The following is a 25,907-nucleotide window of genomic DNA, read 5'->3' on the forward strand; positions in this document are numbered from 1 at the left end:
TTTTTTAAGGCGGCACGGGACCTCGGGAGCGTGCGATGAAGCGTGTGACGATCTACGGATGGATCTCGGCTGCGGTCGCGGTGATGGCTGCGTCGGCGCTGAGCCTTGCGTGGCTGTCGCGGCCCTCGCCGCGGGTGCTGACGCAGGCGGATATCGACGCCGCCGTGCTGCATACGCTGCAGACCAAGAGCCTGCCATCGCGCACCGCGCGCGCTGCCGAGGCCATCCGCCAATCCGTGGTGGAAGTGCGCAGCTTCGCGCCGGCCGAGCCGGAGGTCGAAGCCGCGTCTGCGCCGCGCGCCCGGCGTGATCCTCCCGCCTCCCGGCATAAGTCCTCACCGCCATCGCGGCGTGCGCCGCCCGAGGAACTGGCCAAGGGCGATCCGCCTGCCGGCGAGGATCCGGCAAAGGGCACGCGCGAAGCGCGTCACATTGGCTCGGGCGTCGTCGTGACCGAAAGCGGGCTGGTGCTGACCAGCTACCACGTCGTTGCCGACGCCAAGCGCGTGGAGGTCATGTTTCACGATGGCCAGACTTCCGAGGCGACGGTGATGCAGGCGATCCCGGAAAAGGACCTCGCCCTCGTCAGGCCGAAATCCATTCCCGACGACCTGCCGGCCGCGACGCTCGGCTCCAGCCGCAACCTTGCGCCGGGTTCCGAAGTCGTGGCCGTCGGCTTCCCGTTCGGCATCGGGCCGTCGGTGTCCGCCGGCGTGGTGTCGGGACTCGACCGGCAGTTCGTGTCGCCGGACAAGAAGCAGAGCCTGAACAACCTGATCCAGTTCGACGCGGCCGCCAACCCCGGCAATTCGGGCGGCCCGCTGGTGAACATGGACGGCGAAGTGGTCGGCATCGTCACCGCCATCCTCAACCCCAACCAGAGCGGCACTTTCCTCGGGATCGGCTTTGCCGTCACGATCGAGAGCGCCGGCGCTTCTATCGGAACTTCTCCTTTCTAGACGCGGAGGCCTATGAACGAGCAAGCTCATGGCGCGACGGACAGCGCCGACCTGATGGAGCGCCTGCTGTACGAGGTGAAGCGGGTGGTGGTGGGGCAGGACCACTTCCTCGAACGCGTGCTCGTGGCCATGCTTGCCGGCGGCCACCTGCTGGTGGAAGGCGTGCCGGGCCTCGCCAAGACGCTGACCGTCAACACATTGGCCAGGACCATGAGCGGGTCCTTCAAGCGCATCCAGTTCACGCCGGATCTGCTGCCGGCGGACCTGGTCGGCACGCGCATGTACAACCAGGGCACGGGGGAGTTCTCGACCGTGCGCGGGCCGGTCTTCGCCAACCTGCTGCTGGCGGACGAAATCAATCGCGCGCCGGCAAAGGTGCAGAGCGCGCTGCTCGAAGTCATGCAGGAGAAGCAGGTCACGATTGCGGGCGAGACGCATCGCGTGCCCACGCCTTTCCTGGTCATGGCGACGCAGAATCCGATCGAGACCGAAGGCACCTATCCGCTGCCCGAGGCGCAGGTCGACCGCTTCATGATGAAGGTGCTGGTCGGGTATCCGAGCGAGGAGGAAGAGGTCGTCATCGTCAATCGCGTCACCGGCCCCCGCATCAGCGTGAGTGCGATTGCCACCCCGGAGCATCTGGCGGACCTGCAGGAAGAATGCCGCCGCGTCTACGTGGACCCGTCGCTGGTCCAGTATGCAGTGCGCGTGGTGGCGGCCACCCGCAAGCCCGCAGGCTACGGCCTGGAAGACATGGCGCGCTACATCGCGTTCGGCGCCAGCCCCCGTGCCACCATCGGCCTGGTCGAAGGCGCGCGGGCGCTGGCGTTCCTGCGCGGCCGGAACTATGCCGTGCCCGAAGACGTGATCGACCTCGTTCCCGACGTGTTGCGCCACCGCCTGTCGCTGTCGTACGAGGCCATGTCGGATGGTGCGACGGCGGACCAGCTCATCACGCGCATCCTGCAGGCGCTGCCGGTTCCGGAGCGCCCGCTCGAATCCCATGTTCGGGCGGCTGTTCGGTAAGCGCCCGCGCGGCGCCGAAGCGGCGGCCAGCGGCCCCGCGCGTTCCGGCGCGGCGCTGGCGAGCATCGGCGCACGGCAGGCCGAGACGCTGTTGCGGCGTCTGGAATGGACCGTGGTGCGGCGCCTCGACGGGCTGCTGCAGGGCGACTACCGCACGCTGTTCCGCGGTTTCGGACTGGATCTTGCCGACCTGCGCGAATACCGTCCCGGCGACGATGTGCGGCATATCGACTGGAACGTGACGGCGCGGCTGCAGACGCCGCACGTGCGCGAGTTCCAGGAGGATCGCGACCTCTCGGCGTGGTTCGTGCTCGACCTGAGCGGGTCGGTGGAATTCGGCTCGGGCGCGGTGCGCAAGCGCGACCTGCTGAGCGACTTCACCACCGTCATGGCCTTGCTGCTGACGCGCTATGGCAACCGCATCGGCGCCGTGCTCTATGGCGGAGCAAGCGACGCGGAGGCATCGATGATCCCGCCGCGCTCTGGCCGCCGCCAGCTGCTGCACCTGCTCGATCGCATGCACGCCACCCCGGCCGTGTGTCCCGGCGAGACCCGCCTGCGCGACCTGCTGGAGCGCGCGCGGGCCGTCGCAAAACGGCGCTCGGTGATGTTCGTGGTCTCGGATTTCATCAGCGCTCCGGGCTGGCAGACGTCGCTCGCCATGCTGGCCCGGCGCCATGAAGTCGTCGCCGTGCGGCTGGTCGATCCGCTCGAGATGGCGTTGCCCGACCTCGGGCTGGTCGTGCTGCAGGATGCCGAATCCGGCGAACAGATGTTCATCGATACGCATGACCCCGCGTTCCGCAAACGGTTCGCTGCGGTCGCCCAGAACCGCGAGGCCGAGCTGCGCCTCGCGTTCGCGCGCGCCGGCGTGGAATGCCTGACGCTCTCGACCTACGCGCCCATCGACCTGGCATTGCTGCAGTTCATGCGCGAGCGCCGCTTCCGGCAAGGAGCGGACAGGGGCGCGCCCGTGGGGGCGACATGACCGAGACCATGAACCGGCTGCCCCTGTTCAGCTTTCTCTGGCCCGGCATGCTCTGGCTGCTCGCGCTGGTGCTGGTGCTGGGCGCGGGCTACATCTGGCTCGACACGCGCCGGCGGCGTGCAACGGTGGCCCATCCCGCAATGAGGTCCATCGGCGTGGCCATGCAGGGCAGCACCGGCTGGCGCCGTCACGTGTCGGCCGCGCTGACGCTGCTGGCCCTGAGCGCGCTCATCTTTGCCATTGCCCGTCCCCAGGCGGTGATGACGCTGCCTTCGCGCATCAAGACCGTCATCCTCGTCATCGACCTGTCGGGCAGCATGCGCGCGCAGGATGTGCGCCCGAGCCGCATCCGTGCCGCCCAGCAGGCGGCCAGGGTGCTGCTCGACGCCCAGCCGGCAAGCGTGAGCGTGGGGGTGGTGGCGATGGCGGGAACGGCTGCGCTGGCACAGGCGCCCAGTCACAGCAAGGACGACGTGGCCGCGGCAATCGAAGGGCTGAAGCCGCAGGGCGGCACGGCCCTGGGCAACGGCCTGCTCGTTGCGCTCACGACGCTGCTGCCGCAGGCCGCCAGCGACGCGGAACGCCTGATGAACGGCGGCGACGTCGCGCCGGCGAAAAAGCCGGGCGCACCCGGCGACGATGACGCCGTGACGCCCGGCTCCTATGCTGCGGGCGCGATCGTCCTGTTCTCCGATGGCGAAAACAACGCAGGCCCCGCCGCGGAGCAGGCCGCGCAGCTTGCGGCCATGTACGGGGTGCGGGTCTATACCGTCGGCGTCGGCACGATCGAAGGCGTCGTGCTGTCGGCGGAGGGCTGGTCGGCGCGCGTCAGGCTGGACGAGAAGGTGTTGAAGCAGGTCGCCGACGTCACCGGGGCCGAGTACTTCCGGCTTGAAGACGCCGCCTCGCTGAAGAAGGTGTATCGCGCGCTCAATGCGAGGCTGGCATTCGACAAGCGTGACCAGGTCGAAGTGACCGCGTTCTTCGCGGCGGCTGGCGCGTTGCTGGCGGCCTGCGCCGGGCTGCTGTCCTTGTGGTGGTTCGGGCGGGTGTTGTAGGGCTGGCCCACGACCATTGCCGCCCGAACGCCGGTATCGACGTGCGGCGCTAGCCTTGCAGGGCCGGAATGTTGCCCGCTTCGTCGTGCACGGTCAGTCCGTCTTCGATGTCCGCGACGCCTGGCACCGCCCACACGGCGGACAGCACGGCGTCATACTCGTCCGCGAGGACATGGCCGCTCAGGCAGACGGACCCGCCGGCAACATCGACACCGATCGCACGGGGATGGCTGACCACGTGACCCAGCCGCGCACGAATCCGCTCGCTGATCTCATAGTCGCCCGAGCGCACCTTTTCATCCGCTGCCACGTACGTTCGCGCCCGCGCGGAGAGACCACGCGCGTGATCGAGCACACGTTTTGCCTGCGTCTGCGCGTAGTCGCTCAGGTCATGGCCTCCGGCCTCCGCCTTGTCCCTGAGCATGGCCCGCCGCCGTGCACCCAGCTGTGGATCGAACAGGTACATCAGCGCGGCACCGGCCACTGCGGCGACGGCCAGATCGATGAGGTTGCGGTTTCCTGTACGCATATCTGCCTCTCCTTCGATGATGAATCGGTCAACGGCGGTTCCGATGCCACCGCATCTTCGCGTTGTCGCATGCGGCGTGCCTGCGTGCCAGGTGACCTACTTGCCACGGCAAACACGGCGCGTGGCGGCGACAGCGTGCCGTACCGGTGCGTTCATACAGCGGGATGTAATTCAGCCCGACCGCGTCAGGCCGGGGCACCCCGCGGATCAGGACGCCCCGTCACGGCCGGAAATCAGGCTATCGACTGACGTGACCATGGCGATTGCCGCGATGTTCTTCATCGCATGGCGGTGGTCGTCCTCGTTCCTCGCGGCGCACGCGTCTTCGACCACCGTGACCCGGTAGTCCCGGTCATGCGCCTCGCGCGCCGTGGCTTCAACGGCCCATGTGGTGCTGACTCCGACCAGCACCAGGTGTTCGACCTGAGCGGGCCTGAGCAGCGTCTCGAGCGCCGTGCCGGAGAAGGCGCTGATCCGATGCTTGACGACCACGCTGTCGGAGGACAGCACATCGAGGCCCTCGACGAATTCGGTGCCCCAGGTGCCCAGCGTCAGTGCGCCGATCGCGTGGGCCTTGCCAAAGAACGGCGAGGACTTGGGTTGCTCGGCATACGTGCCGGAGAATCCGACCTTTACGAAAATCCGTGGCCACTGGCACGCGCGCGCATGGGCAACGACCTTGTTGGTCTTCGCGACGAGATCGCGCGCGCTTGCCTGCGCGGCTGTGCCGCCGCCTGCCAGCTTGCCTTGCGCATGGACGATGTCGTTGATGAGGTCCAGGACAATCAGGGCGGTCTTCATGGCAACTCCGGGACGTGCGTTGGACCGGCGCTTGACGACTTCGACGTTCAGTCGTCGGTCTTGTACCGCGCTTCGAGTTCGTCGTACATAGGCTTCCTGACCAGGCGCTGGCGTTCGCTGAAGGGCGCGACGATGGCCGGGTCCTCGTCCATCTTGCCGTTCGCCTGCAAATTGCCGAGCGCCTGCTGCATGCCGCGCACGGCACCCTGCAGCGCGGCATTGGCATAAAGCACGAGGCCGTAGCCAAGGCGCTCCAGCGCATCGCGGCCTTGCACCGGCGTCTTGCCGCCGATGACGATATTGATCAGCAACGGCACCTTGAACAGGCCGGGCAGGCGCGCAATGTCGGAGAGGTCCTCGATGGCCTCGAGAAAGAGGATATCGGCGCCGGCCTCGGCAAAGCGGTGGCCACGTTCGATCGCGTCTTCGATGCCGTGCACGGCGGCGGCGTCCGTGCGCGCGACGATCTGGAAATCGGGATCATCGCGCGCATCGGCCGCGGCGCGGACCTTGCCCACCATCTCGTCCGTGCTGACGACATGCTTGCCGGCGAAATGCCCGCACTTCTTCGGCATCACCTGGTCCTCGAGCTGGATCGCGTCCGCCCCGGCACGCTCGAGCGTGCGTACCGCATGCCGAACGTTCAGCGCATTGCCGAACCCGGTGTCGGCATCCACGAGCAGCGGCAGGTCAACGGCATCCCGCACCCGCGCGGTGTGCTCGGCGATGTCGCTCAGGCCTATGAAGCCGAGGTCGGGCAGTCCGAATGACATATTCGTGACGCCGGCGCCGGTCAGGTAGACCGCTTTGAAGCCGAGGTCTTCGATCACCCTTGCGCTCATGGCGTTGAACGCGCCGGGCATGAGCAGGCCCTGCTTCGACGCGACCTGCTGGCGGAATGCCTGTCTGCGGGAGGAGGTGGTGGAGGTCATGAGGCGTCTCCGATCTGTTGGGTCGCTGGCAGCATCAAATGGGGGGGGGCGAACGCTGTGCCGGGGCGTACGGCAGCAGCAGCGGGGCCTGTGTCCGGCGGGCATCGCAAAAAAGGGGCAATGGACTGGTTGTAGTTCACGCCGCGGCCTTATTCCAGCATGAACCACGCCGACCGCGGAAAGTGTTCAAGTGCCGTCGACGGCGTCGCCCGTCAATCGGGTATTGCCCTTGCAGCGTTGCATTGGCGGGGCAGCATTTCGGAAAACCAGTGCATGGCGCGGCGCTTTTCTTGCCGGTCATGGCCGATGTGTTTACGATCCGCCGATTCCAGACCGCCCCCAATCCGATCTTCGGCCATCATGTCCTCGCCTGCGACCCGCAACAGCCGCTTTCCCGTGTCAACCGTGTTGGCCCATCTTGTCGCCGCTGCACTGCTGGCCGGTTTGGCCGCGTGTGGCTCCGATGATCCGGCCAGCCCAGCCAGTCCGGCCACCACAGCCAGCCCAGCCAGCCCAGCCAGCCCGGTTGCCAGCGAACCCGCACCATCCGAGCCTTCTGCTGGTACGCCGCTGCAAACGCTCAGCGGCACCGTCAGCGGCATGACCGGTTCCGGCCTGGTCCTGCAGAACAATGGGGGCGACGACGTCGCAATCCCGGCCAATGGCAGCTTCAGCTTCGCGACGAAGATCGCGAGCGGGGCGAACTATGCCGTGACCGTCAAGACGCAACCGGGCGTGCCCCGGCAGAACTGCACCGTCAGCAATGGCAATGGCACGCTCGTTGCGAGCGTCTACACCAGCGTAGCGGTGACCTGCGCGGCGCTGACGCCGCGTTTCGCATACGTGGTGAACAGGAATTCCACATCGGTATCGGTCTTCACCGTGGATGCCTCGACCGGCGCGCTGGCAACGAGCAGTTCCGCATCGACGGGCGTGGATGCTTATGACATTGCGTTGGCGCCCGGGGGCAAGATGGCCTACATTCCGTCGCATGGCAATAGCACGATTTCTGCTTATGCCATCGCTGCTGCTTCCGGCGCGCTGGTTCCGATCTCGGGCTCGCCATTCTCGAATGGCACGGGTACAGCGCCCCGGACTCTCGCTGTCTCACCCGATGGCAGGTTCGTCTATGCGGTGAATCAGTCTGGAAACTCCATTTCGATCCATGCCGTGGACGCTGCCAGCGGAGCGCTTTCTCTGGTCGGCACGCCGGTGGGCATAGGGCGGCAACCCATGTCCATCGGTATCACGCCAGACGGCAGGTTTCTCTATGTCTCGAATTTCGACGATATGAACATTTCGGCGTTCGCCGTCGATCGGGTTGCCGGTACGCTGACGGGAGTGGGAAGTTCGCCGTACCCCGTGGCAGGCGGAAATGCCAACATGATTGCGGTGGATCCACGTGGCAAGTTCCTTTATGTCACCAATCACAACGGCAATTTGGTCAACGGCTTTGCCATCGACAGTGCCACTGGCGCCCTTACGGCAGTGCCCGGTTCGCCGTTCCCCACCGGGGGGCTGACCGCGTTCGGGGTCACGGTCGATCCGTCGGGAAAGTTCGTGTATGTGGCGAACATCAGTTCCAACAACATCTCCGGGTTCACGATCGACCCTGCAAGCGGAGCGCTGACGAGGATCGCGGGCTCTCCGTTTCTGTCCGGCGTAAGCCCATACTCCATCAAGGTCGATCCGAGTGGCAGGTTTGCGTATGCCACGAATACGGCTTCAGGCAATGTCACGGCCTACACGATTGATGCAGCCAGCGGAGCTCTGACCAGTGGCGCGTCGTTCGCGACGGGTATTTTCCCCGTTGCTGTCGATTTCCTTGCGCAATAACGCTGGCAGGTAGGGTGCTCGCGAGAAAGACGCCCCGGGGCAAGACGTGACCGGAAGTCTGGCCGCGAGGACGTGCGCATCACTTCGCTTGCCGGGCTTCTTTTATGGCTGGCCGGACGCGTGTTTCAATACCGGACAGACGCTCTTCGTCGACTGCGGGAAATCGCTAGGCGGGTTGGGGATCTGACATTCAGGCCCTGCCGCGCAGCGGCTTGAGCAGGTCCGTCAGTCCGTTGTGGTCCAGCTCGTGCATCAGCGCCAGCAGGCGGCCGATTTCGCCGGGCGGGAAGCCCTCCCGCGCGAACCAGTTCAGGTAGTTGCCGGGCAGGTCGGCGATCAGCGTTCCCTTGTGTTTGCCGAATGGCATCTGGCGGGTGACAAGCAGGAGAAGAGATTCGCTGTCCGGCAGCATGGTCGGTGATTACTGGGGTTTGGCAGGCATTGTAGCGCCCCCGCAGGCGGACGCGGCTGGCCGCGGGCCGCCTGCGCAGGGTCAGCCAAGGTCGAGAAATACCTTGTCCCCCTCGATCCTGACCGGATAGGCGCGTATCGCCTCGGTCAACGGCGCGCACATGGCCGCGCCGGTCCGTATATCGAACTTGCCCTGATGCAGCGGGCACTCGATCTCGTGACCATCGAGGAAGCCGTCGCAGAGCCGTGCATGGCCGTGCGTGCAGATATTGTCGGTGGCGAACACCTCGCCATCGACACCATACAGGGCAATCTCCCGGTCTTGTACCTGAACGGCAATCACATCGTCCTGCGGTACGCTGGCAAGCGGGGCCGCCTCGATCCAGGTTTCGGTCATGGTGTTGTCTCCGCTTGTCGTGTTCAGATCGGGTAGATCAGCGAGTTGGGAATCATCTCGCTGTCGAAGATGCACTGGCGTTCGGCGAAGCGCAGGCCTTGCGGCGTGCGCACGATCCGGTCGAGATAGCGGCCGGTGTTGAACACCTCGCTCATCTGGTCAGGCTTGGTGCGCAATACGACGTAGTTCGCCTCGGCGACGATGTGCGCGTCGGTGCTTTTGCGGATCAGCGGTGCGCCGGTGATATGGCGCTGGTAGTAGGGGTCGTGGAACAGCGTCTCGCGGATGCCGAAGACGCGATCGCGCAGCATGCCCTTGCTCTCGAGCGACATGGTGGCCAGCGGCAGGCCGCGTTCGAAGTTCTCGCGCGGCTGGATGCGGTAGACGCAGTCGTCGGTGAAGAAGTCGGGCCAGCGGTCCCACTCGCCCTGGTCGACGGCGCTGGCGTAGTCGGCGTACAGCGACAGCAGCGCGTGATACGTTGCGAAGTCCATGTGGTCAGATCTCCATCACTTTGCGCCAGTAGGCGTACATGCCACGGATCAGCGTCTCGGTGACCATGTGTTCGGTGTTCTCCGCGGTCGTTCCGCCGAGTTCCGCGACGACGCGGTGCCACGGCTTCTGGGAGAAGCCTTCCTGCGAGCATTCGATGACTTCGCCGTCGTCCGCCGAGACAAAGCCGGCGGGCCCGAACAGGTTGGCCTGGCGCAGGCGGCGGCGCGTCATTTCCGCGGTGTCGTCCTCGAAGCCGAAATGCGTCCAGACGAAGTCGAACGAGTCCGGGCCGTTGGGCTGGATGTGGCGCGTCGAGACGGAGTTCACCTGCTGCTGGAAGATCACGCTGGGGAAGACCGTCATCATCACGGCGGTCGGGTCGCCCCACCAGGGCTCGTGGACGATGTCGAGAATGCGGTCGTCCTGCAGCGTCATCTGGTCCTTGAAGCTGGCCACGCCCGAGGTGACCTCGCCCTTGCCGCCCTGGCCGCGCGTGGAGACCATTGCCGCATGGCGCAAGTGCGGGTCCATGACCAGGCGCGCCTTGTTGTCCGCGCGCCAGAGGCCGAACGTGACGAACCAGGTGTGCAGCAGCCCGGGATGGTAGGGGTCCTTGATGTTCTCCTGCATCAGCTTCCAGTTGCCCGGGATGCGCTGCTTGTTGTAGCCGAGGACCTTCAGCTTGCGGCCGTTGAACAGGCGGTCGAAGTAGCCGAGGATTTCCGGCCCGAGGTAGTCCTCCAGCGGCTCCACCTCATGGTCGAACGAGGCGAACACCACGCCGCCGCGCGTGGCCACCTTCAGTTGCGTGAGCCCGTGGTCCTGCGGCCTGAAGTCGGCCGGCATGCCGCCGTTGACCTTGCCGTCCTGCTTCACGCCGCGGCGGAACGGCACGCCCTGCAGGTTGCCTTTCAGGTCATAGTTCCACTGGTGGTAGGGGCAGTGGAAGTCCTTGCGGTTGCCGCTGCGCTCGCGGCAGAACTTCATGCCGCGATGGGCGCAGACATTCTCGACCACGTTGATCCCGCCTTCCTGGTCGCGCACGAGGATGACCGAGCGCTCGCCGATGGTGGTCCGCTTGAAGTCGCCCGGATTCGGAATCTCCGCCTCCAGGCCGACGTAGTTCCAGTGGCCCTGGTAGAAGACACGCTCCAGCTCGCGCTGGTAGAGCTGCTGGTCCGTGTAGACGCGGAACGGGATGCGGCTGATGCCGTCGCCGGCCCATACGGGCCGGTCTTGTGTGAGGGCGCTGGCCATGGGTGTCGTCTCCATCGTTGTGGTGATCCTCTGGATGTTGGGGGCGAGTCAGGTGCCGGTTGCGTGGAAGGCGTCTGCGTAGATGTGCCCGGGCTGCACGCCCTTGCTGCGCAGGAGCAGCGTCGCGGCGTCGACCATCGGCGGCGCGCCGCACAGGTAGGCGCGCCAGCCCTGCAGGTCGGAGAAGTCGGCCGCGACCGCTTCGGTGACCAGGCCGGTGCGCAATCCGGCGTCGTCGTCCGGCAGCGTCGATACGATGTCGACGCGCAGCCGCGGATGACGTTGCGAGAGTTCGCGCAGCCAGTCGAGCCCATAGGCATCGCGCGGCGCGCGCACGCCGAAGTAGAGGTGGATCGGGTTCGGCAGATCCGCCGCGATCGCCCCGCGCACGATCGACAGCACCGGGGCGAGCCCGGTGCCGCCGGCGATGCAGAGGATCGGAGCGTCATTGCGGGTGCGCAGATACGACGTGCCCAGCGGGCCGCTGACGCGGACCGTGTCGCCGATCTTCAGCGTGTCGCCGATATAGCGGGTGACGCGGCCGTCGGGCAGCATCCGCACATGGAATTCCAGCTCGCCGTCGCTGGCGAGGCGCGCCATGGAATAAGGGCGGATATGGTCCGGCGTGAACTGCAGCATCGCGTACTGGCCCGGCGAGAACGACAGGGGCTTGGACGGTGCCAGCCGGATCATCCGGATATCGTGGGTGAGGTCGGTGAGTGCGGTGACGGTCGCCTTGACGATGCGCGCGGGGTGTACGACCACCTCGTCGGGCTCGGGGATCTCGATGGCGCAGTTGCCGGTCACGATCGACTGGCAGGCCAGCACATGGCGCTGCGTCGCGTGCTCGGCATTGTGGAATTCGTCGCCGCCGGCTTCATGGATGGCGCCTTCGATCACCCGGCAGCGACAGGTGCCGCAGCGGCCCGCCATGCAGCTGTACGAAATGGGGATGTCGTGCTTCTGCAGCGCGGTCAGCAGGTTCTCGCCGCCGGCGACGTCGAGGCGTTTGCCCAGTGGTTGGACGAGGACTTCCATGATGTCTCCGGCAAGGGTTTGTGTTCTGGCTTGCGAGGAATCATGATGCAGCGGGGAAAATTAACCAATAGAATCACGGCAATACCTCATATTCAGCAAATCAATAAAGGTGGGCCGTGGAACTGAAGGATGTGGACCTGAACCTGCTCGTCGTGTTCGAACACTTGCTGCGCGAGCGGACGGTTTCGGGCGCGGCCAGGACGCTCAACCTGAGCCAGCCCGCCGTCAGCAATGCCCTGGCGCGGCTGCGCCGCATGTTCGACGACGAGCTGTTTGTGCGGAGCAGCAAGGGCATGCTTCCGACGCCGCTCGCGCAGGACCTGGCGGAGCCGGTGGCTTACGCACTCGAATCCTTGCAGGTCGCGCTGAGCCAGAAGGTCTCGTTCGACCCGTTGCGCAGTGAGCGGTCCTTCCGGATTGCGATGACCGATATCGGCGAAGTGCACTTCATTCCGCGGCTGATGGGGGCGCTGCGGGAACGCGCGCCGGGCGTCGCGGTGGCAACCGTGCGCAACACGGCCGTTGATCTTGCATCGGAAATGAGCCTGGGCAAGATCGACCTTGCGGTGGGGCCGCTGCCGGAACTGGGTTCGGAGTTCTTCCAGCGGCGGCTATTCCGCCAGCGCTACGTGTGCATGTTCCGGCCCGGCCATGCGCTGGACAAGCGCACCGTCAGCCGGAGCGACTTCGAGGGGGCGGAACATGTGGTGGTGACGGCCGCGGGCACCGGGCACGCGCGCGTCGATGAAATCCTTGCCCAGCGTGGCGTGCAGCGGAAGATACGCTTGCGCGTGCCGCACTTCGCCGCGCTGGCCGATATTGTTGCGAGCACGGACCTCGTCGCGACGGTGACCGAAACCTTTGCGCGGCGCAGCGCCGCTTACTTCGGACTACGGCACATCCCGCATCCGATCGACTTGCCGGAAATCCAGATCAACCTGTTCTGGCATGCCCGATATCATCGCGATCCTGCGAACCAGTGGCTGCGCAATGAATTCGTCGGCCTGTTTTCGGATTGAGGTTCGCGGGCCGTCTCGTTGGACTGATACGGCTGCGTGTTGGGGAACTGGCGGGGTCGGAACAGGCGGAAGCCGGCCGTCGTGCGCGCCGTCAGGATCCTTCGCTTGCGGTTTCTGTCGTCAGGAGAGCCCAGCCTTGCGGGCCGTCGTCCTTCGCCTCGCGGTAACGCCACATCGCACCGCAGTCCGTGCAGCGGAATGTACTCAGGGTGACGGTGACCGATCGCGGAATCTTGCGTCGCTGGGTGTCCACGATGCGCAATGCGCGGTGCCCGGCGACGCCGGGTGCGTCGGGTATCAGTGCGAGACAGTTTGCACAGAGCGACATACTGGCCTCTTGCATTAGGGAAGGCTCACTTTAGCACGCATCACCAGCGTGCTTGCATATTGGAATTTACACGATCGCGAGGATGGCCACAGATGGCTTCGCATTGCAAAGCCTTTTCATTGGCAATGTCGTACGGTTGCTATCGCCGGTGAAATAAAGGCACTCCCGGCCTCACAAGAGGAGTAGAGTGGGCAATACATCGCAAACGCCCCGGAGCGTGTCATGGATGCTTTTCCGACTGCCACTTACAAGGGGTATGACCTTTACCCTCTGGTCTACAAACATGTTGCGGAACGTGCCTGGATGGAGCCCCGGCCAGACCGGTCCTTCAACGCCGCCGTTGTGATCTGCCGTGAAGGCAGGCAGCCTGAAGGCGAGATGGCGCGTACCTTCCGTCTCGATGCAACGCCCTGGGACAACGTCGGGGCGGCACGGCGCGCAGTCCTTCGCTATGCCGAGGACATCATCAACGGTGCCATTCCCGGTCAATCCGTCGTCTCCCTCTGAGTGTCGTCGACGGGGATTCTCAATCGCGCCCACGAGGTCACTGGGCAACGGCGGCGCGAGGCCGCCTGGAGCGCCAGTACAGCCATGAACAAAGTCGCGGAGTCATCGAGTTTCCTGTGCACGCTGCCGGGCGCAGGCAAAGGGATTGCCTACCATGTTGCCACCTGTTTTGCCACGGCGGGACATCCCAGCGGCGTCAGGTTCGCCAGCTTTGTCGGAGATGGCAGGCGTTCATTCGGTGTGATGGTCGCCGCGGAATTGTCGCTGGACACGGTCCCGCAGAACAGCGAGACACTATGCCGCCTGGCAATCGGGCAGGCGATCCGGGACCATCTCTACGAGAAGACGCGGGAGGGCGATTCCGTGCTGGATCTGCATGCCGTGCCATGGGATGGCGAACTCAGGCCGGTAGGCGGGGGCGTACCGGGCCGGGCACGAGCACGATAGCGCCTTCCCGCACGGCGCCGCGTTGTGCTTTTCAGTTGCCGACCCGGTGCTAGACGCTGAATTCGGGATTGCCAAAGCGCTTCAACAACGACTCGATCAGTGCCATGTCCTGCGTTTGCGGCGTGCGGTCTTCGATCGCGCGCGACGGACCGCAATAGGTCGCGGTCACGTGGCGGCGTACCGTCAGGACACCGGCATCGGGCGGCGCGACTTCAACCGGTGCCCATGGCGTATGCCGGTAACTGCCGGCAATCCAGCCGGCCGGGGTCAGATGCAGTTCTTCCCATTCTTCGCTATTCGGCATGATCTGTTTGCTCTCCAGTGGTCTGATCTGACGTAGGGCGCAGCAATGCTGCGTCGCCGGGCGGCAGAAGGACGGTGCTTGCGCAAGCCGATACGCCTGGTACGTGGCGCGCTCATTGCGGAGCGGACGTGCCGCCGGTCGGGTAGGGTTGTGGGCGAGGTCGCCCCGGAGGAATCGGGTGTACGCCCGACAGGCCGCCCCATGTTCTCCGACCATGTGGTCTGGCGGCCAGCACATTCAGTCCGACAGGTATCGGCGAATGGCAAGATGCGGCTGATGATACCACCATTGGATGACCGACTGCCCGCCCGCTTGTTCCGGGCGGGCAGCTTGCCGGTCGCTCAGACTACTGCCGGAACCGGTCGCACTGCACATTCATGGCCTGGCAGATCTCGCACCATCTGTCTGACCCGGGAGCCGGAGACGGCGCGTCCGCCACTCTGGCAGGCCAGGGCAGCGGCACTGGCATGGAGGCTGGACGGTGGCGGCCCGCGCGGGCATAAGTGCGCACGGCCTCGCCCAGCGCCTCGAGCCCGACCGGCTTGACCAGTACGCCGTCCATGCCAGCCTGCCGCGCGGCGTGGTGATCCTCGGGCACGGCGCTGGCCGTGCAGCCAATCACGGGAACGCGCGCGAGCGCGTCGTTGCGCTCGCGCAGCGTCCGTGCAAATGCCAGGCCATCCATGACCGGCATGGCGCAGTCGCAAATGATGAGGTCGAACGGATCGTCCTGCCCGGGCGCAGGCGTGGTCAACCGTGCCAGCGCCTCGCGGCCGTCGGCGGCGGTATCGACGCGATGGCCCAGGTGTTCGCATTGCCACTTCAGCAGCAGGCGGTTGGGGGCATGGTCGTCGACGACCAGCACATGCAGCGAACCGGCGGCCACAGCGCACGGGCGCGGCGCGGTCGGCACTGGCGCAGCCGGTGCGCTGGCCGTTGGCAGCCGCAGGGTGACCTGCACGCGCGTACCGGCGCCGGGCTCGCTTTCCAGGCGGATGCGGCCGCCCATGGCTGCGACCAGGCGGCGGCAGATGGCCAGGCCCAGTCCGGTACCGCCGGATTGCGGGCGCGAGCGGTCATGCGCCTGCTCGAACGGCTGGAACAGGCGGGCCTGGTCGGCACTTGCGATGCCAATGCCGGTATCGGACACCGTCAGCTCGACTTCCTGCTTGCCTGCATGCACCGGGCCGCCGCGCAGATGCACGCGTACCTCGCCGTGATCGGTAAAGCGGATGGCGTTGGAAACCAGATTGCCGAGGATCTGCTTGAAGCGAAGCGGGTCCGCCTTGTGCGCGGGCGCGGTGCCCGCATCGATGACCGGTACCAGCGGCAAATGCTTTCGCGCGGCGACCGGTCCGAGCATCTGCAGCACCTCGTCCACCAGCGCCGGCAGGCTGGTGGGCACGGCACAGACGCGCAGTTTTCCCGCCTCCATCTTCGACAGGTCGAGGATGTCATCGATCAGGGCCAGCAATGCGAGCGCGGAATCATGCGCGGTGGCAAGCATGCGGTGGTCCTCGGGCGGCAGGCCAGGCCGTTTCAGGGTCAGCTCCAGCATGCCGGCCACGGCGTTCATCGGTGTCCGGATATCATGGCTGATCGAAGCGAGGAAGCTCGACTTGGCACGGCTGGCCGCTTCGGCGCGCGCCTTGGCTTCGGCCAGCTGCGCCAGCATGTCGTGGCGCTCGGTCAGGTCCACCCAGCCGCCGGCCAGCGCGGTCACCGCGTCGCCAGGGCCGGGCAAGGGAGCGACCCAGTTCAGCACGTGCCGCTTTGCGCCCTGGATGTGCAGGCAGCGGGCCTTGCTGAGCGGTCGGCCCGAAGCAATGACGTCGCGATAGTCTTCCGACAGTTCCGCGATGTCTCCGACCACGTCCGCCAGCTGTTCCGAGGTGTCCGGCGGCCGGCCGCGCAGCGAGACCAGCGAAGCCCCGACCAGTTCCTCATAGCGGCGGTTGCAGGTGATGAGCCGCTGCTCGGCGTCGCGCACGTAGATGGGCTGCGGGATGCTGTCCAGCACCGCGGTATGAAGCGCCAGACGCTGCTTCAATCTCGCCGTGCAGGCCTGACTGCGTGCAAGACGGCGCCGCAGCACGCATATCCGCGCGCCAAGCAGCGCGAACGCGAGCAGCAGCGGCAGGCACACGGCCAGCCAGGTGACCGGCGGGGGCAGGATGGACAGCATTGAGGGTGCAGGCAACTGGGCAGGAGGGTCGCGCTGCAAGGCGTTGCCGCCGCCGAGCGAGATCTCCGTCTGCACACTTTATGGGGGCCTGCATCGCCGCAGTTTCGGAATAGTCTGAGTTTCTCCGCGGAAATTTCCTATTAAGGCGCGGCCTTCTTATGCCGAGACCAGTTGCCGGCGGAGCGCCGGGGCGGCGTCGCCGATCGGGCAGGCCCGGGCGTCAGGCCTGCGTGTCGACGAAACACCGCGCGTGCAGGACGCCGCGGGTCAATGGCACGAGCTGCTGTTCGCCACCCAGCCGCTGCGTTTGCCGGGTGGCACCCTGGCAGTCACCGTCCCGGCGACGATCGACATCGCGGAGCAGCTCGCCGCGGAACGCGCCGCACTCGATGCGAAGCGCATGCTCGACGAGAGCGCCGATGGCTTGCCGGGTGGTGTCGTTCCAGCGCTGCGCCGGGTATCGCGGAGCACAAACGTTGGAGTGTATGATTGCGCACTCTGCGTCTAATCGGGAAAAGTCGTCCTGGCACTCGGAAATTTCCTGCGCCGGTGCGGAAAAATGCTGAACACAATGGTGTGCCAGACAGAGAATGCCTGTGAACCCCATCTGCAGGCGATGCCATCAGAGACGGAGCCCTTGCCTTGGCCACAATCCTGATTGTCGACGACCACCCAGCGGTGCGGGTCGTGCTGAAGACGCACCTGTCGCAGGTCCTCTGCGTAACACAGGTGCTGGAAGCGGACAATGGCCAGGCAGCGGTCGAGATCGTGCGCCAATATGCGCCCGATATCGTGGTCCTGGACCTGGATATTCCACGTATCAACGGCCTGGACGTTATCCCACGGATCAAGGCAATCCAGCCGACCATACGTGTCCTGGTGATCTCCGGCCAGGACCAGAACACCTTTGCTCCGCGAGCCCGGCAGGCCGGCGCACACGGCTTTGTCAGCAAGACCCAGGAGTTGCCGGAGATTGTCCGTTGCATGGAATCCGTGCTGGCCGGCTATTCGGTCATGCCGGACGTCGCCGGCGGGTGCGCCGAAGGGCTGGACGAGGGGCGCCGGCTGGGCAGCCTGTCCGACAAGGAACTGGTGATCATGCAGATGCTGGCCAGGGGCATATCCAACAAGCGGATCGGCGAGGCGCTGTTCATTTCCAGCAAGACCGTCAGTACGCACAAGACCCGCATCATGGAAAAGCTGGGCGCGCGCTCGCTGGTCGATGTTATCGATTTCGCCCGGCGGCACCATATCGCCCTCGGGTGAGGAAGGATTGCCATGCATGACGCATTCATCCTGGCCCAGTCGGGCAGCGCCTGGAGCGAGCCTCTGGCACGGTGGCTTGGCGACGCGGGTTTGACGGCACAATGCCTGACGGCTGCCGAGGCGGACGCGATACTGGCCGCCGCCGTGCCGCGCCTGATCGTCGGCGCTCCGGACATCGTCGCCACGTCCTTGCTGCAGCGCGCGCGCCGGGAAGGGGCGCTGCTGGTCTGCGTAGGCCAGGCGCAGCGAGACTTCTGCGACGATGCCCTGGCCGAGCCCGTCACCGAGGAAGCCGTCTTCCGGCTGCTGGCCCGGCATCGCTACCTGGCCATTTCAGGCAGCGAGCGCGCCGGCCTGGCCGACGCCATCGCGCGCCAGACATTTGGCGACCCGGCGCTGGCCGCTGAACTGGTACAGGCGCTTGCGACATCAACGGAATCCGACCTCGCAAGGCTGCAGGCCGAAGGTGACAGCCTGGAAAGCCTGCGCAGCGTGGCGCATCGCGTGAAAGCGTCGGCACACCTGGCCGGCTGTCAGGGGTTCCACCGGCTCGCGCAAAGGCTGGAGAATGCGGCCCGCAGCGGCGATGCCGCGCTGGCCGGGGCGGTGGCCGCGATATTCACGCCGACCGCCCGCGAATTTCACGCGATGCTCGCTGGCGGAACCGGCGAATAACCGGGAATCCGGTTGATTCGGTAATTCACCGGATTTGAAAATTCATTGCCGGCATTATTATTATTTAAATTCCGCGCCGAAATAAGGATATATAGAGAATTAAAGCGATCCTTATATGAGAATGCGGACTGAATAACGGAGGCCCGCGTCCAGGGTAATGGCTTCTCCCCGCGTCGCGGCCCTTCAGGCGGTTTCCTTCGGGTTTCCATTCACGCTTGTCTGGGGACGGGTCATGAGTCATGCCATGGCGACCATGCCGGAATCATTCTTTTATTTCCATCTGGCCGGGGTGGCGGTGCTGGTGCTGGTTGTGGGTGTTGCGCACGCGGTGTGGTTCGTGTTTTCCCGCACCGAAGGACGGCGTGCGCGAGCGATGCGGCTTGCTGCCACGGGGACGCGCTGGGGGCTGGCGCTCGGGGCAATGTGGACGGCCATCCTCTATGGCAACGGTGCCTGGGAGCGGGCGGACGCCCACAATTGCCGGCGCCTGCCCATGCCCGACGCTTCGTCGCGCTACGAGGCGGAGTACTGCTATCTTTCCGAACACAAGGTGCTGGTGCGCTTGTACAGCGCCCGCCGCAATGTCCTGCTGGCCCGGCGTACCTTCGCGAACTCCGGCCCGGTGCGCCTGCACTGGGACCGTGGCGTGCTGGTCTTCGATTCGGGCGCTGCCGAGGGCAAGGGGAGGCTCGCGCTGCCGCCGAGCTTGCGTGACCGCCTGCTGGCCCGTCTGCCTTGAGTGATATCCGGCGATCGGAGCCAGGGCTTCCGCCTGCTTTGGCGCCTGTGTCCCCACGCAGCCGGGCACGGCTGGAACCTAAGACATCAGAACCAGGCATGAAGCGACACAATCGACACGATCTCCGACGTGACCCGATCGTCAGTACAAGCCATGACCGCGGCGTGCTGCGCTGCGGGAGCGCCACGGTGCCGATCGCGGATGCGGGTGGGGCAAGCCCGGGCCTTGCACCGGGTGACGGCATCCAGCCCGGGCGGGACAGCGAGTTGTCCGGGTGGCTGCCGGGAGCCGCGCGATGAGCAGCAAGCCGCAGCGATACCAGGGCGACTACGTCGCCTGGACCGGTGGCTGCATGTTCATCGGCTCAGGGGGCGGCCCCGTGGCGCCGCACGCGCACTATGCGATCCAGTTGGTGATCGGGGCCCCGTCGGGTCTTCAGGTTCAGTCGGGACATCGCGGGCAATTGATGCCTTGTCAGGGCGCACTTGTGCCGTCCCGCGCGGTGCACAGCATTGATGTCTCGTCGTGTGACTGGACCGCGGTGGTGTTCATCGAACCGGAGACACAGGCAGGCCGCGCGCTGTCGGCGCGAATGGGCGGGCAAGTCGAGTTGCTTGGCGACGAAGCGCTGGCGAGCGTGCCGAACCAGCTGGAGCAGGCATGGCGGATGACCCGGACCGTGGAGGCGGTGCAGGACGTCGCACAGGCATTGGTGAGCTCGCTGTCGCGGACCGTCCCGCACGTGCCGTCGGATCCACGCGTACTGATGGCAATCGAGCATCTCCGTGCACATCGCGGAGAGGCGCCGAGCCTCGAGGAACTGGCTGCCGTCGTCCATCTGTCGGCCAGCAGGTTCCGCCATGTCTTTGTCGAGCAAACCGGGATGCCGCTGCGGACCTACCAGCTCTGGCGCCGGTTGCTGAAGGCCTGGGAAATCCTCATGGAGGGCGACAATCTCGCGAATGCCGCCCACGCAGCGGGCTTTGCCGACTCGGCGCACCTGTCGCGCACCTGCCGCACCATGTTCGGCCTGGCACCGTCCGCCATGCAGATGAAGGGGCCACTGAGCGAGCGGCTGCGCGCGCCGTCTTCCTACCTGGGCTGATCGACGGCGCCGGAAAGGGTGCCGAGAAACGCTACCAGGTCCTCGACGTCCTGCGGCGACAGCCGGATCAGCTGCCCGTGCCCCGGTGCGTCGCCAGGGCGCGCCAGTTCGCTGTGCCCGACCATGGCGTCCGGCGCTTCCCCGTAATGCCGGACCACCTCCTGCAGCGTCTTGATCTGCCCCGCGTGCATGTACGGCGCGCGATCCGCAACGTTGCGCAGGCTCGGCGTGCGGAACGCACCAAGGTGCGCAGGGTCGTTTTGCGCCAGGAAGTTCAGCTCGCCGCACTGTTCGGGTTTTGCGTCGCTGTAAGGGCCAAGGCAATTGAATTCGTCGCGCAGCAGCTTCGGGACGGCGTCGGCACGCCCTCGGTCGGGCCGCGCGGGATCCAGTGGCGGAACGCCCGTGTTGTGAAAGGCATGGTCGCTCAGCATCGGGCCGTTGTGGCAGGTGATGCACTGGCCCTTGCCCAGGAACAGCCGCAGTCCGCGTACCTCCTGGACGCTCAGCACATCCTGGCCACGCGGGTCCGCGGCGAGGGTGGCGCCGACATAACGGTCGAAGCGCGAAGGGCCGTATCGCACGCGGCTTTCATAGGCGGCAATGGCCTTGCCCATGTTGGCGAAGACGCGGTTGACCTGCTGCTGCGTGGCGGGCGGCAGGGCCGCCCAGGCCGCCCGCTCGTCCCGCGTTCCCAGCGGCGAGGCGTCCCGCGCGAGCGCCGGCATTGCCGGCAGCGGCCCGAAGACCTGCTCGTACTGCGTGGCGTAGTGCGCCCGCATGATCCGGGCAAACCGCATGCGGTTGCCACCGTGTTCGGCGGCGTCCTCCATGGGGCCCAGCGCCTGCGACCACAGGCTGTCCTTGCGTCCGTCCCAGAACAGGAACGGCGCTCCCGCGGCACCCATTACCGGCATCGTCCGGCGCTTGCCGGTGCCGATACCCTGGCCCACGGGGCGCCCATCCTCGAACTGGGCGGCCGGTGCGTGGCAGCTTGCGCATGAAACACGGCCATTGCGGCTCAGGCGTGGATCGTTGAACAGGGCCCGGCCCAGGCTGGCCGCATTGCTGCTGCGCTCATGGATATTGGATGGATCGACTGGCCTCGGGCCCGCTTGCGTGAGCTGCATGGCGGTCAGTGTCTGCAGGTCCTCTGGTACCCAGGCGTCGCGCAATGCGGCCGGCGTCGCCGCGCCCGCCGCGATAGCCATGGCCACCGGCACGCCCGCGAGCGCCATGCCGGCCCTGATGCCGAGCGCCTTCACGGGCGCTGCGACCGGGGGTCGATGACGATATTGAAGGCGACCTGATCGGGACCCGGCGCCGCGCGAATGCCAAGCTTGAGGTCCCACCAGCCGCTCATGCTGAACTTCATGCCTTCGAGCAGGTAGGTGCCGTCGTCGACCTCGCGCGTCACGCGCGGCTGCGTCGGGTAGCCGTGGCCGTGCTGCGGCATGCCGCCCGCCACCGAGAATTGCGCGCCGCGCACGGGATTGCCGTCCGGCGTCGTCAACCGGACCTTCCAGCTGTGCATCTGGTTGATCGCGGGGGACGGTGCCGGCGCGACGATCGCGACCTGGTAGCGGCCGCCGTCGGAGGACTTGTCGCGGGACAGGTCGAGGTCCTGTGGCGGGGTAGTGCAGCCGTAGCCGGCAAAAAGCATGGAGATCATTGCGAATGTGCGAACCATGGTGAGTTCCTGCAGAGAGTGTTCCGGTCCGCAGATTGTCCGCACGCGTGCTCTCCGGCGCTTGAACGAAGCGGCTGTTCCCGCAGCCGTTTCGTTCAAGCGTGCTGTCCGCCTGTTACCACGGGAAACGTGGAATCAGGCAGGGAAAGTGATGCGGCATGGTTGCCTTCAGTCTCCCGCAAACATCCCGCCGATGATCTGGCCCATCTCATGCCGGCGCGCCACAGGCATGCGTGAAGCCGCCGACACGATGCTGATGGCGGCCTCGGCGTGCATGGCCATGGGCAAGGCGTAGCCCACGCCGGCCACGCCGTCGGCGCCGGCCAGCGCATAGCCGCAGGCGCGGCAGCGTTCCACGCCGCGCATCAGCTTCATCAGGCTCAGCCCGCCGGCTTCATATTCGGCGCGGTGTCGTTCGTAATGCGCCCGGACGGCGTCATTGCCCAGGCGGGCCAGCAAGGCCATGCTGCCGGTGCCCTGGCCCAGCAGGCGCGAGCTGCCGGTCAGCATGTGGAAGGACTTGATGCGATGGCTGCCTTCCTCCGTATGCAGGCAGTGGCCGTGGTCACCGATGCGAACGATCAGGAAGACCGCGTCGCCGGTCAGGCGCGCGAGCGCCTTCATCCTGGTCACCAGCACGCTGCCGGGCGGCGGCCGGTTCATCGCGCGCAGCCCCAGCGACATGGCCGTCGTGCCCAGATGCAGCCGTTTGCTTGCGGGCTCCCGCTCGATGTATCCGGCGGCCTCCAGGAAGCGTGCCATGCGATGCGCCGTGGTGCGGTCGATCCCGGCCTTGATCGCCAGATCCTGCAGGGTTAACCCCGTTTCATGGTGCTCGGCCAGCAGTTCCAGAAGGGCGAAGGCACGGGTGAGGCTCTGGACCCCATTGGGCGTGGATGGCTTGGCAGGCATGCGCAGCGGGCTTCCGGTGGGGAGGATTGGGTTCGGCGTGCACATTATGCACAAACTAAGCGATTGATGTTGTCCCGCGCGGCGCCGTGGTTTGCAATCCTCCCATCACGCAAACCAGGCCAGTGCCATGATTCCCATCGAGACCCGCATCGACCCGTCATCCGACTCGTTTGCCAGCCAGCGCGCCGGCATGCAGGCCCTGATCGACCGCCTGCACAGCCTGGAGCAGCGGACCGTGGCCGCCTCCGAGCGCGCCCGGCCGGCCTTCGCCAGGCGTGGCGCGCTGCTGCCCCGCGAGCGCATCGGCCGCCTGCTCGACGCCGGCGCGCCGTTCCTGCCGATCGCCACCCTGGCCGGCTTCGGCATGGACGACCCGAGCCACGACACGTCGGTCCCGGGCGGTTCGCTCGTGGCCGGCATCGGTATCGTCTGCGGCGTGCGCTGCATGGTGCTGGCCACCGATTCCGGCATCGACGCCGGCGCCATGACCGAGGCCGGCAACATGAAGCTGATGCGCTGCCAGGAGATCGCGCTGGATAACCGGCTGCCGTTCATCCACCTGGTGGAGTCGGCCGGTGCCAACCTGCGCAAGTACCGCGTGGACAAGTTCATCCGCGGCGGCAGCATCTTCTACAACCTGGCACGCCTGTCGGCGGCCGGCCTGCCGGTGATCACCGTGGTGCACGGCTCGTCCACGGCGGGCGGTGCCTACATGCCTGGCCTGTCGGACTACGTGGTGATGGTGCGCAACCGCGCGCGCGCGTTCCTGGCCGGGCCGCCGCTGCTCAAGGCCGCCACCGGCGAGATCGCGACCGACGAAGAGCTGGGCGGCGCCGACCTGCACGCCACCGTCAGCGGCCTGGCAGAATACCTGGCCGAGGACGATGAGCATGCCATTGCCACCGCGCGCGACATCGTGGCCAGCCTCGACTGGCCGGACGTGTCGCCGGCGCCGGCACAGCCGGTGCGTGCGCCGCGTCTGGACCCCGCCGAACTGGATGGCGTGATGACGCTGGACATGAAGCGCCCCGTCGACATGCGCGAGGTGATCGCGCGCATCGTCGACGATTCCGCGTGGCTGCCGTTCAAGCCCGACTATGGCCCCGGCACGGTTTGCGGCCACGCGCGCATCGAAGGCCACGCGGTCGGCTTCATCACCAACAATGGCCCGATCGACCCGGCCGGCGCGACCAAGGCCGCGCAGTTCATCCAGCTGTGCAACCAGTCGGGCACGCCGATCGTGTTCCTGCAGAACACCACCGGTTTCATCGTGGGCCGCGCCTCGGAAGAGGCGGGCATGATCAAGCACGGCTCGAAGATGATCCAGGCGCTGTCCAACTCGACCGTGCCGCAGATCACGATCTACTGCGGATCGTCGTTCGGCGCGGGCAATTTCGGCATGTGCGGCAGGGGCTTCCATCCGCGCTTCTGCTTCTCGTGGCCCAATGCACGCACCGCGGTCATGGGCGGCGAGCAGGCCGCCATGACGCTGGAGATCGTGGCGCGCCAGCAGGCGGAGCGCAAGGGCAAGGCGGTCGATGAAGCGCAGCTCGCGGCGCAGACCGCCGAGATCGTCGCCAACTTCGAGCGCCAGGCCAGCGCCTTCGTAACCAGCGGCCTGCTGCTGGACGACGGCGTGATCGATCCGCGCGACACGCGCGCGGTACTGGCCTTCGTACTGGCCACCGCGCGCGAAGCCAGCCTGCGCCAGCCGCGTGCCATGCAGTTCGGTGTGGCCCGCATGTGAGCGGCATCGGACGATACTGCAACGAACATCAAGCCAACAAGCCATCAAGCCAACAAGAATTCTGGAGACCAGCATGCTGTACACCGAAGACCACCGCAACATCATGGACAGCATTCGCCGCTTCGTGTCGGCGGAGATCGATCCGCACGTCGATGAATGGGAAGCCGCCGAGATCTTCCCGGCGCATGATCTGTTCAAGAAGATGGGGGACCTGGGCTTCCTGGGCATCACCAAGCCGGTCGAATACGGCGGCCTGGGACTCGACTTCTCCTACGCCGTCGCCGCGGCCGAGGCGCTGGGCTATGCGCGCGCGCAGGGCATCGGCATGGGCGTTGGCGTGCAGACCGACATGGCCACGCCGGCGCTGACCGCGTTCGGCTCCGACGCGCTCAAGCGCGAATTCCTGGCGCCGGCCATTGCCGGCGACATGGTGTGCTCGATCGGCGTATCGGAAGCCGGAGCCGGGTCCGATGTGGCGTCGCTCAAGACGCGCGCGCGCCGCGACGGCGACGACTACGTCATCAGCGGCTCCAAGATGTGGATCACCAACGGCACACAGTCCGACTGGATCTGCCTGCTGTGCAACACCTCCGAAGGCCCGGTGCACAAGAACAAGTCCCTGATCGTGGTCCCGCTCAAGGAAAACGGCAAGCGCGTGAAGGGCGTCGAAGTGCAGAAGATCAAAAAGTTCGGCATGTGGTGCTCGGACACCGCGCAGATCTTCTTCGACGACGTGCGCGTGCCGGTGCGCAACCGCATCGGCGAAGAGGGCATGGGCTTCATCTACCAGATGAAGCAGTTCCAGGAAGAGCGCCTGAACGGCGCCGCGCGCCGCCTGGCCTGCACCGCGCTGATCGAAGAGACCGCCGAGTACCTGCGTCAGCGCATCGCCTTCGGCAAGCCGCTGCTGGACAACCAGTTCATCCAGTTCAAGCTGGCCGAACTCAAGACCGAAATGGAGGCGCTGCGCGCGCTGGTCTATGTGGCCACGCAGACCTATATCAACGGCGGCGAGGTGACCGAGCTGGCTTCGATGGCCAAGCTCAAGGCCGGACGCCTGTCGCGTGAAGTGGCGGACTGGTGCATGCAGTTCCAGGGCGGCATGGGCTACACGTGGGACAACCATGCGTCGCGCGCCTACCGTGACTTCCGCCTTGGCTCCATCGGCGGCGGTGCCGACGAGGTGATGCTGCAGGTCATCGCCAAGCAGATGGGCCTGATGTCGCGCGGCTGAGCGCGTGACCGACAATTTCAAC

Annotated in this window: 29 protein-coding genes; 15 read left to right on the forward strand and 14 right to left on the reverse strand. The window is 66.3% G+C overall.

Annotated elements, in window-relative coordinates:
- Positions 1 to 35: 35 nt before the first annotated feature.
- Genes KHO22_RS29610 through KHO22_RS29625 form a run of 4 tightly spaced genes read left to right on the forward strand, consistent with a single transcriptional unit; the run spans position 36 to position 4,031 of the window.
- Complete coding sequence (locus KHO22_RS29610) at positions 36 to 959, forward strand: S1C family serine protease (RefSeq protein ID WP_211950741.1); 924 nt, start codon at positions 36 to 38, stop codon at positions 957 to 959.
- Positions 960 to 971: 12 nt separating this feature from the next.
- Positions 972 to 1,985, forward strand: coding sequence for an AAA family ATPase (locus KHO22_RS29615; protein WP_211950742.1), 1,014 nt, complete (start codon positions 972 to 974; stop codon positions 1,983 to 1,985).
- Positions 1,963 to 2,973, forward strand: a complete 1,011-nt coding sequence (locus tag KHO22_RS29620; RefSeq protein WP_211950743.1) for a DUF58 domain-containing protein — start codon at positions 1,963 to 1,965, stop codon at positions 2,971 to 2,973. The genes KHO22_RS29615 and KHO22_RS29620 overlap by 23 nt, the downstream gene beginning before the upstream one ends.
- Positions 2,970 to 4,031 carry a vWA domain-containing protein gene (locus KHO22_RS29625; protein WP_211950744.1) on the forward strand — a complete coding sequence of 354 codons (1,062 nt, stop codon included), beginning with the start codon at positions 2,970 to 2,972 and terminating at the stop codon, positions 4,029 to 4,031. The genes KHO22_RS29620 and KHO22_RS29625 overlap by 4 nt, the downstream gene beginning before the upstream one ends.
- Positions 4,032 to 4,080: 49 nt before the next feature.
- On the opposite strand, the gene KHO22_RS29630 is transcribed toward KHO22_RS29625, so the two are convergent.
- The 4 genes from KHO22_RS29630 to KHO22_RS29645 all read right to left on the reverse strand — a co-directional run bounded on the left by KHO22_RS29630 (position 4,081) and on the right by KHO22_RS29645 (position 6,655).
- Positions 4,081 to 4,515, reverse strand: a complete 435-nt coding sequence (locus tag KHO22_RS29630; protein WP_420839665.1) for a BON domain-containing protein — start codon at positions 4,513 to 4,515, stop codon at positions 4,081 to 4,083.
- A gap of 252 nt (positions 4,516 to 4,767) precedes the next feature.
- Positions 4,768 to 5,361, reverse strand: coding sequence for a cysteine hydrolase family protein (locus KHO22_RS29635; protein WP_211950746.1), 594 nt, complete (start codon positions 5,359 to 5,361; stop codon positions 4,768 to 4,770).
- A 47-nt stretch (positions 5,362 to 5,408) separates the two neighbouring features.
- The gene (locus KHO22_RS29640; RefSeq protein WP_211950747.1) at positions 5,409 to 6,293 is read right to left on the reverse strand and encodes an isocitrate lyase/PEP mutase family protein; all 885 of its coding nucleotides are present in this window, start codon (positions 6,291 to 6,293) and stop codon (positions 5,409 to 5,411) included.
- A gap of 212 nt (positions 6,294 to 6,505) precedes the next feature.
- A complete protein-coding gene (locus KHO22_RS29645) occupies positions 6,506 to 6,655 on the reverse strand; it encodes a hypothetical protein (RefSeq protein ID WP_211950748.1) in 150 nt (49 codons plus the stop codon).
- Between KHO22_RS29645 and KHO22_RS29650 the strand changes: the two genes are divergently transcribed.
- Positions 6,654 to 8,129 carry a lactonase family protein gene (locus tag KHO22_RS29650; RefSeq protein ID WP_211950749.1) on the forward strand — a complete coding sequence of 492 codons (1,476 nt, stop codon included), beginning with the start codon at positions 6,654 to 6,656 and terminating at the stop codon, positions 8,127 to 8,129. The two genes, KHO22_RS29645 and KHO22_RS29650, sit on opposite strands and share 2 nt — an antisense overlap.
- 190 nt (positions 8,130 to 8,319) lie before the next feature.
- Here the strand turns inward: KHO22_RS29650 and KHO22_RS29655 are convergent, their stop codons facing one another.
- From KHO22_RS29655 to KHO22_RS29675, 5 genes are all read right to left on the reverse strand, one after another.
- Positions 8,320 to 8,541, reverse strand: coding sequence for a DUF3820 family protein (locus KHO22_RS29655; protein WP_211950750.1), 222 nt, complete (start codon positions 8,539 to 8,541; stop codon positions 8,320 to 8,322).
- An 81-nt stretch (positions 8,542 to 8,622) separates the two neighbouring features.
- Positions 8,623 to 8,937: a non-heme iron oxygenase ferredoxin subunit gene (locus tag KHO22_RS29660; protein ID WP_211950751.1), complete on the reverse strand. Its 315-nt coding sequence runs from the start codon at positions 8,935 to 8,937 to the stop codon at positions 8,623 to 8,625.
- Positions 8,938 to 8,960: 23 nt separating this feature from the next.
- Complete coding sequence (locus tag KHO22_RS29665; RefSeq protein WP_211950752.1) at positions 8,961 to 9,431, reverse strand: aromatic-ring-hydroxylating dioxygenase subunit beta; 471 nt, start codon at positions 9,429 to 9,431, stop codon at positions 8,961 to 8,963.
- 4 nt (positions 9,432 to 9,435) lie between these two features.
- Positions 9,436 to 10,689, reverse strand: coding sequence for an aromatic ring-hydroxylating dioxygenase subunit alpha (locus KHO22_RS29670; protein ID WP_211950753.1), 1,254 nt, complete (start codon positions 10,687 to 10,689; stop codon positions 9,436 to 9,438).
- A 48-nt stretch (positions 10,690 to 10,737) separates the two neighbouring features.
- A complete protein-coding gene (locus KHO22_RS29675; RefSeq protein ID WP_211950754.1) occupies positions 10,738 to 11,727 on the reverse strand; it encodes a 2Fe-2S iron-sulfur cluster-binding protein in 990 nt (329 codons plus the stop codon).
- Between the two features lie 116 nt (positions 11,728 to 11,843).
- On the opposite strand from KHO22_RS29675, the gene KHO22_RS29680 reads away from it, so the two are divergent.
- The 3 genes from KHO22_RS29680 to KHO22_RS29690 all read left to right on the forward strand — a co-directional run bounded on the left by KHO22_RS29680 (position 11,844) and on the right by KHO22_RS29690 (position 14,028).
- Positions 11,844 to 12,746 (forward strand): LysR family transcriptional regulator, encoded by a 903-nt coding sequence (locus KHO22_RS29680; protein ID WP_211950755.1) that lies wholly within the window; start codon positions 11,844 to 11,846, stop codon positions 12,744 to 12,746.
- Between the two features lie 550 nt (positions 12,747 to 13,296).
- Positions 13,297 to 13,581: a hypothetical protein gene (locus KHO22_RS29685; RefSeq protein WP_211950756.1), complete on the forward strand. Its 285-nt coding sequence runs from the start codon at positions 13,297 to 13,299 to the stop codon at positions 13,579 to 13,581.
- Between the two features lie 84 nt (positions 13,582 to 13,665).
- Positions 13,666 to 14,028, forward strand: a complete 363-nt coding sequence (locus KHO22_RS29690) for a hypothetical protein (protein WP_211950757.1) — start codon at positions 13,666 to 13,668, stop codon at positions 14,026 to 14,028.
- A gap of 49 nt (positions 14,029 to 14,077) precedes the next feature.
- On the opposite strand, the gene KHO22_RS29695 is transcribed toward KHO22_RS29690, so the two are convergent.
- Positions 14,078 to 14,332: a translation initiation factor 1 gene (locus tag KHO22_RS29695; RefSeq protein ID WP_211950758.1), complete on the reverse strand. Its 255-nt coding sequence runs from the start codon at positions 14,330 to 14,332 to the stop codon at positions 14,078 to 14,080.
- Between the two features lie 346 nt (positions 14,333 to 14,678).
- Positions 14,679 to 16,517, reverse strand: a complete 1,839-nt coding sequence (locus KHO22_RS29700; RefSeq protein WP_211950759.1) for an ATP-binding protein — start codon at positions 16,515 to 16,517, stop codon at positions 14,679 to 14,681.
- A gap of 250 nt (positions 16,518 to 16,767) precedes the next feature.
- Between KHO22_RS29700 and KHO22_RS29705 the strand changes: the two genes are divergently transcribed.
- The 5 genes from KHO22_RS29705 to KHO22_RS29725 all read left to right on the forward strand — a co-directional run bounded on the left by KHO22_RS29705 (position 16,768) and on the right by KHO22_RS29725 (position 20,302).
- Entirely contained in the window at positions 16,768 to 17,025 is a 258-nt protein-coding gene (locus KHO22_RS29705) for a hypothetical protein (protein WP_211950760.1), read from the forward strand.
- Between the two features lie 134 nt (positions 17,026 to 17,159).
- The gene (locus KHO22_RS29710; protein ID WP_211950761.1) at positions 17,160 to 17,783 is read left to right on the forward strand and encodes a response regulator transcription factor; all 624 of its coding nucleotides are present in this window, start codon (positions 17,160 to 17,162) and stop codon (positions 17,781 to 17,783) included.
- Between the two features lie 12 nt (positions 17,784 to 17,795).
- Entirely contained in the window at positions 17,796 to 18,458 is a 663-nt protein-coding gene (locus KHO22_RS29715; protein WP_211950762.1) for an Hpt domain-containing protein, read from the forward strand.
- 232 nt (positions 18,459 to 18,690) lie between these two features.
- Complete coding sequence (locus KHO22_RS29720) at positions 18,691 to 19,197, forward strand: hypothetical protein (RefSeq protein ID WP_211950763.1); 507 nt, start codon at positions 18,691 to 18,693, stop codon at positions 19,195 to 19,197.
- 295 nt (positions 19,198 to 19,492) lie between these two features.
- The gene (locus KHO22_RS29725; RefSeq protein ID WP_211950764.1) at positions 19,493 to 20,302 is read left to right on the forward strand and encodes a helix-turn-helix domain-containing protein; all 810 of its coding nucleotides are present in this window, start codon (positions 19,493 to 19,495) and stop codon (positions 20,300 to 20,302) included.
- On the opposite strand, the gene KHO22_RS29730 is transcribed toward KHO22_RS29725, so the two are convergent.
- The 3 genes from KHO22_RS29730 to KHO22_RS29740 all read right to left on the reverse strand — a co-directional run bounded on the left by KHO22_RS29730 (position 20,290) and on the right by KHO22_RS29740 (position 22,904).
- Positions 20,290 to 21,567, reverse strand: a complete 1,278-nt coding sequence (locus KHO22_RS29730; RefSeq protein WP_230427085.1) for a cytochrome-c peroxidase — start codon at positions 21,565 to 21,567, stop codon at positions 20,290 to 20,292. The genes KHO22_RS29725 and KHO22_RS29730 overlap by 13 nt on opposite strands.
- Entirely contained in the window at positions 21,564 to 21,992 is a 429-nt protein-coding gene (locus KHO22_RS29735) for a FixH family protein (RefSeq protein ID WP_211950765.1), read from the reverse strand. Before KHO22_RS29735 ends, KHO22_RS29730 begins: the two co-directional genes overlap by 4 nt.
- A gap of 168 nt (positions 21,993 to 22,160) precedes the next feature.
- Positions 22,161 to 22,904 carry an IclR family transcriptional regulator gene (locus tag KHO22_RS29740; RefSeq protein ID WP_211950766.1) on the reverse strand — a complete coding sequence of 248 codons (744 nt, stop codon included), beginning with the start codon at positions 22,902 to 22,904 and terminating at the stop codon, positions 22,161 to 22,163.
- A 127-nt stretch (positions 22,905 to 23,031) separates the two neighbouring features.
- On the opposite strand from KHO22_RS29740, the gene KHO22_RS29745 reads away from it, so the two are divergent.
- Entirely contained in the window at positions 23,032 to 24,651 is a 1,620-nt protein-coding gene (locus tag KHO22_RS29745) for an acyl-CoA carboxylase subunit beta (protein WP_211950767.1), read from the forward strand.
- A gap of 73 nt (positions 24,652 to 24,724) precedes the next feature.
- The gene (locus KHO22_RS29750; protein WP_211950768.1) at positions 24,725 to 25,885 is read left to right on the forward strand and encodes an acyl-CoA dehydrogenase family protein; all 1,161 of its coding nucleotides are present in this window, start codon (positions 24,725 to 24,727) and stop codon (positions 25,883 to 25,885) included.
- Positions 25,886 to 25,907 lie beyond the last annotated feature (22 nt).

Source organism: Cupriavidus yeoncheonensis (genome assembly GCF_905397275.1).
In the GTDB taxonomy this organism is placed as follows: domain Bacteria; phylum Pseudomonadota; class Gammaproteobacteria; order Burkholderiales; family Burkholderiaceae; genus Cupriavidus; species Cupriavidus yeoncheonensis.

Coding starts and splice junctions, on each gene's coding strand:
- KHO22_RS29610 (WP_211950741.1), top strand. CDS start 36: ATGAAGCGTGTGACGATCTACGGATGGATCTCGGCTGCGGTCGCGGTG.
- KHO22_RS29615 (WP_211950742.1), top strand. CDS start 972: ATGAACGAGCAAGCTCATGGCGCGACGGACAGCGCCGACCTGATGGAG.
- KHO22_RS29620 (WP_211950743.1), top strand. CDS start 1,963: ATGTTCGGGCGGCTGTTCGGTAAGCGCCCGCGCGGCGCCGAAGCGGCG.
- KHO22_RS29625 (WP_211950744.1), top strand. CDS start 2,970: ATGACCGAGACCATGAACCGGCTGCCCCTGTTCAGCTTTCTCTGGCCC.
- KHO22_RS29635 (WP_211950746.1), bottom strand. CDS start 5,361: ATGAAGACCGCCCTGATTGTCCTGGACCTCATCAACGACATCGTCCAT.
- KHO22_RS29640 (WP_211950747.1), bottom strand. CDS start 6,293: ATGACCTCCACCACCTCCTCCCGCAGACAGGCATTCCGCCAGCAGGTC.
- KHO22_RS29650 (WP_211950749.1), top strand. CDS start 6,654: ATGTCCTCGCCTGCGACCCGCAACAGCCGCTTTCCCGTGTCAACCGTG.
- KHO22_RS29645 (WP_211950748.1), bottom strand. CDS start 6,655: ATGATGGCCGAAGATCGGATTGGGGGCGGTCTGGAATCGGCGGATCGT.
- KHO22_RS29655 (WP_211950750.1), bottom strand. CDS start 8,541: ATGCTGCCGGACAGCGAATCTCTTCTCCTGCTTGTCACCCGCCAGATG.
- KHO22_RS29660 (WP_211950751.1), bottom strand. CDS start 8,937: ATGACCGAAACCTGGATCGAGGCGGCCCCGCTTGCCAGCGTACCGCAG.
- KHO22_RS29665 (WP_211950752.1), bottom strand. CDS start 9,431: ATGGACTTCGCAACGTATCACGCGCTGCTGTCGCTGTACGCCGACTAC.
- KHO22_RS29670 (WP_211950753.1), bottom strand. CDS start 10,689: ATGGCCAGCGCCCTCACACAAGACCGGCCCGTATGGGCCGGCGACGGC.
- KHO22_RS29675 (WP_211950754.1), bottom strand. CDS start 11,727: ATGGAAGTCCTCGTCCAACCACTGGGCAAACGCCTCGACGTCGCCGGC.
- KHO22_RS29685 (WP_211950756.1), top strand. CDS start 13,297: ATGGATGCTTTTCCGACTGCCACTTACAAGGGGTATGACCTTTACCCT.
- KHO22_RS29690 (WP_211950757.1), top strand. CDS start 13,666: ATGAACAAAGTCGCGGAGTCATCGAGTTTCCTGTGCACGCTGCCGGGC.
- KHO22_RS29695 (WP_211950758.1), bottom strand. CDS start 14,332: ATGCCGAATAGCGAAGAATGGGAAGAACTGCATCTGACCCCGGCCGGC.
- KHO22_RS29700 (WP_211950759.1), bottom strand. CDS start 16,517: ATGCTGTCCATCCTGCCCCCGCCGGTCACCTGGCTGGCCGTGTGCCTG.
- KHO22_RS29715 (WP_211950762.1), top strand. CDS start 17,796: ATGCATGACGCATTCATCCTGGCCCAGTCGGGCAGCGCCTGGAGCGAG.
- KHO22_RS29720 (WP_211950763.1), top strand. CDS start 18,691: ATGAGTCATGCCATGGCGACCATGCCGGAATCATTCTTTTATTTCCAT.
- KHO22_RS29725 (WP_211950764.1), top strand. CDS start 19,493: ATGAGCAGCAAGCCGCAGCGATACCAGGGCGACTACGTCGCCTGGACC.
- KHO22_RS29735 (WP_211950765.1), bottom strand. CDS start 21,992: ATGGTTCGCACATTCGCAATGATCTCCATGCTTTTTGCCGGCTACGGC.
- KHO22_RS29740 (WP_211950766.1), bottom strand. CDS start 22,904: ATGCCTGCCAAGCCATCCACGCCCAATGGGGTCCAGAGCCTCACCCGT.
- KHO22_RS29745 (WP_211950767.1), top strand. CDS start 23,032: ATGATTCCCATCGAGACCCGCATCGACCCGTCATCCGACTCGTTTGCC.
- KHO22_RS29750 (WP_211950768.1), top strand. CDS start 24,725: ATGCTGTACACCGAAGACCACCGCAACATCATGGACAGCATTCGCCGC.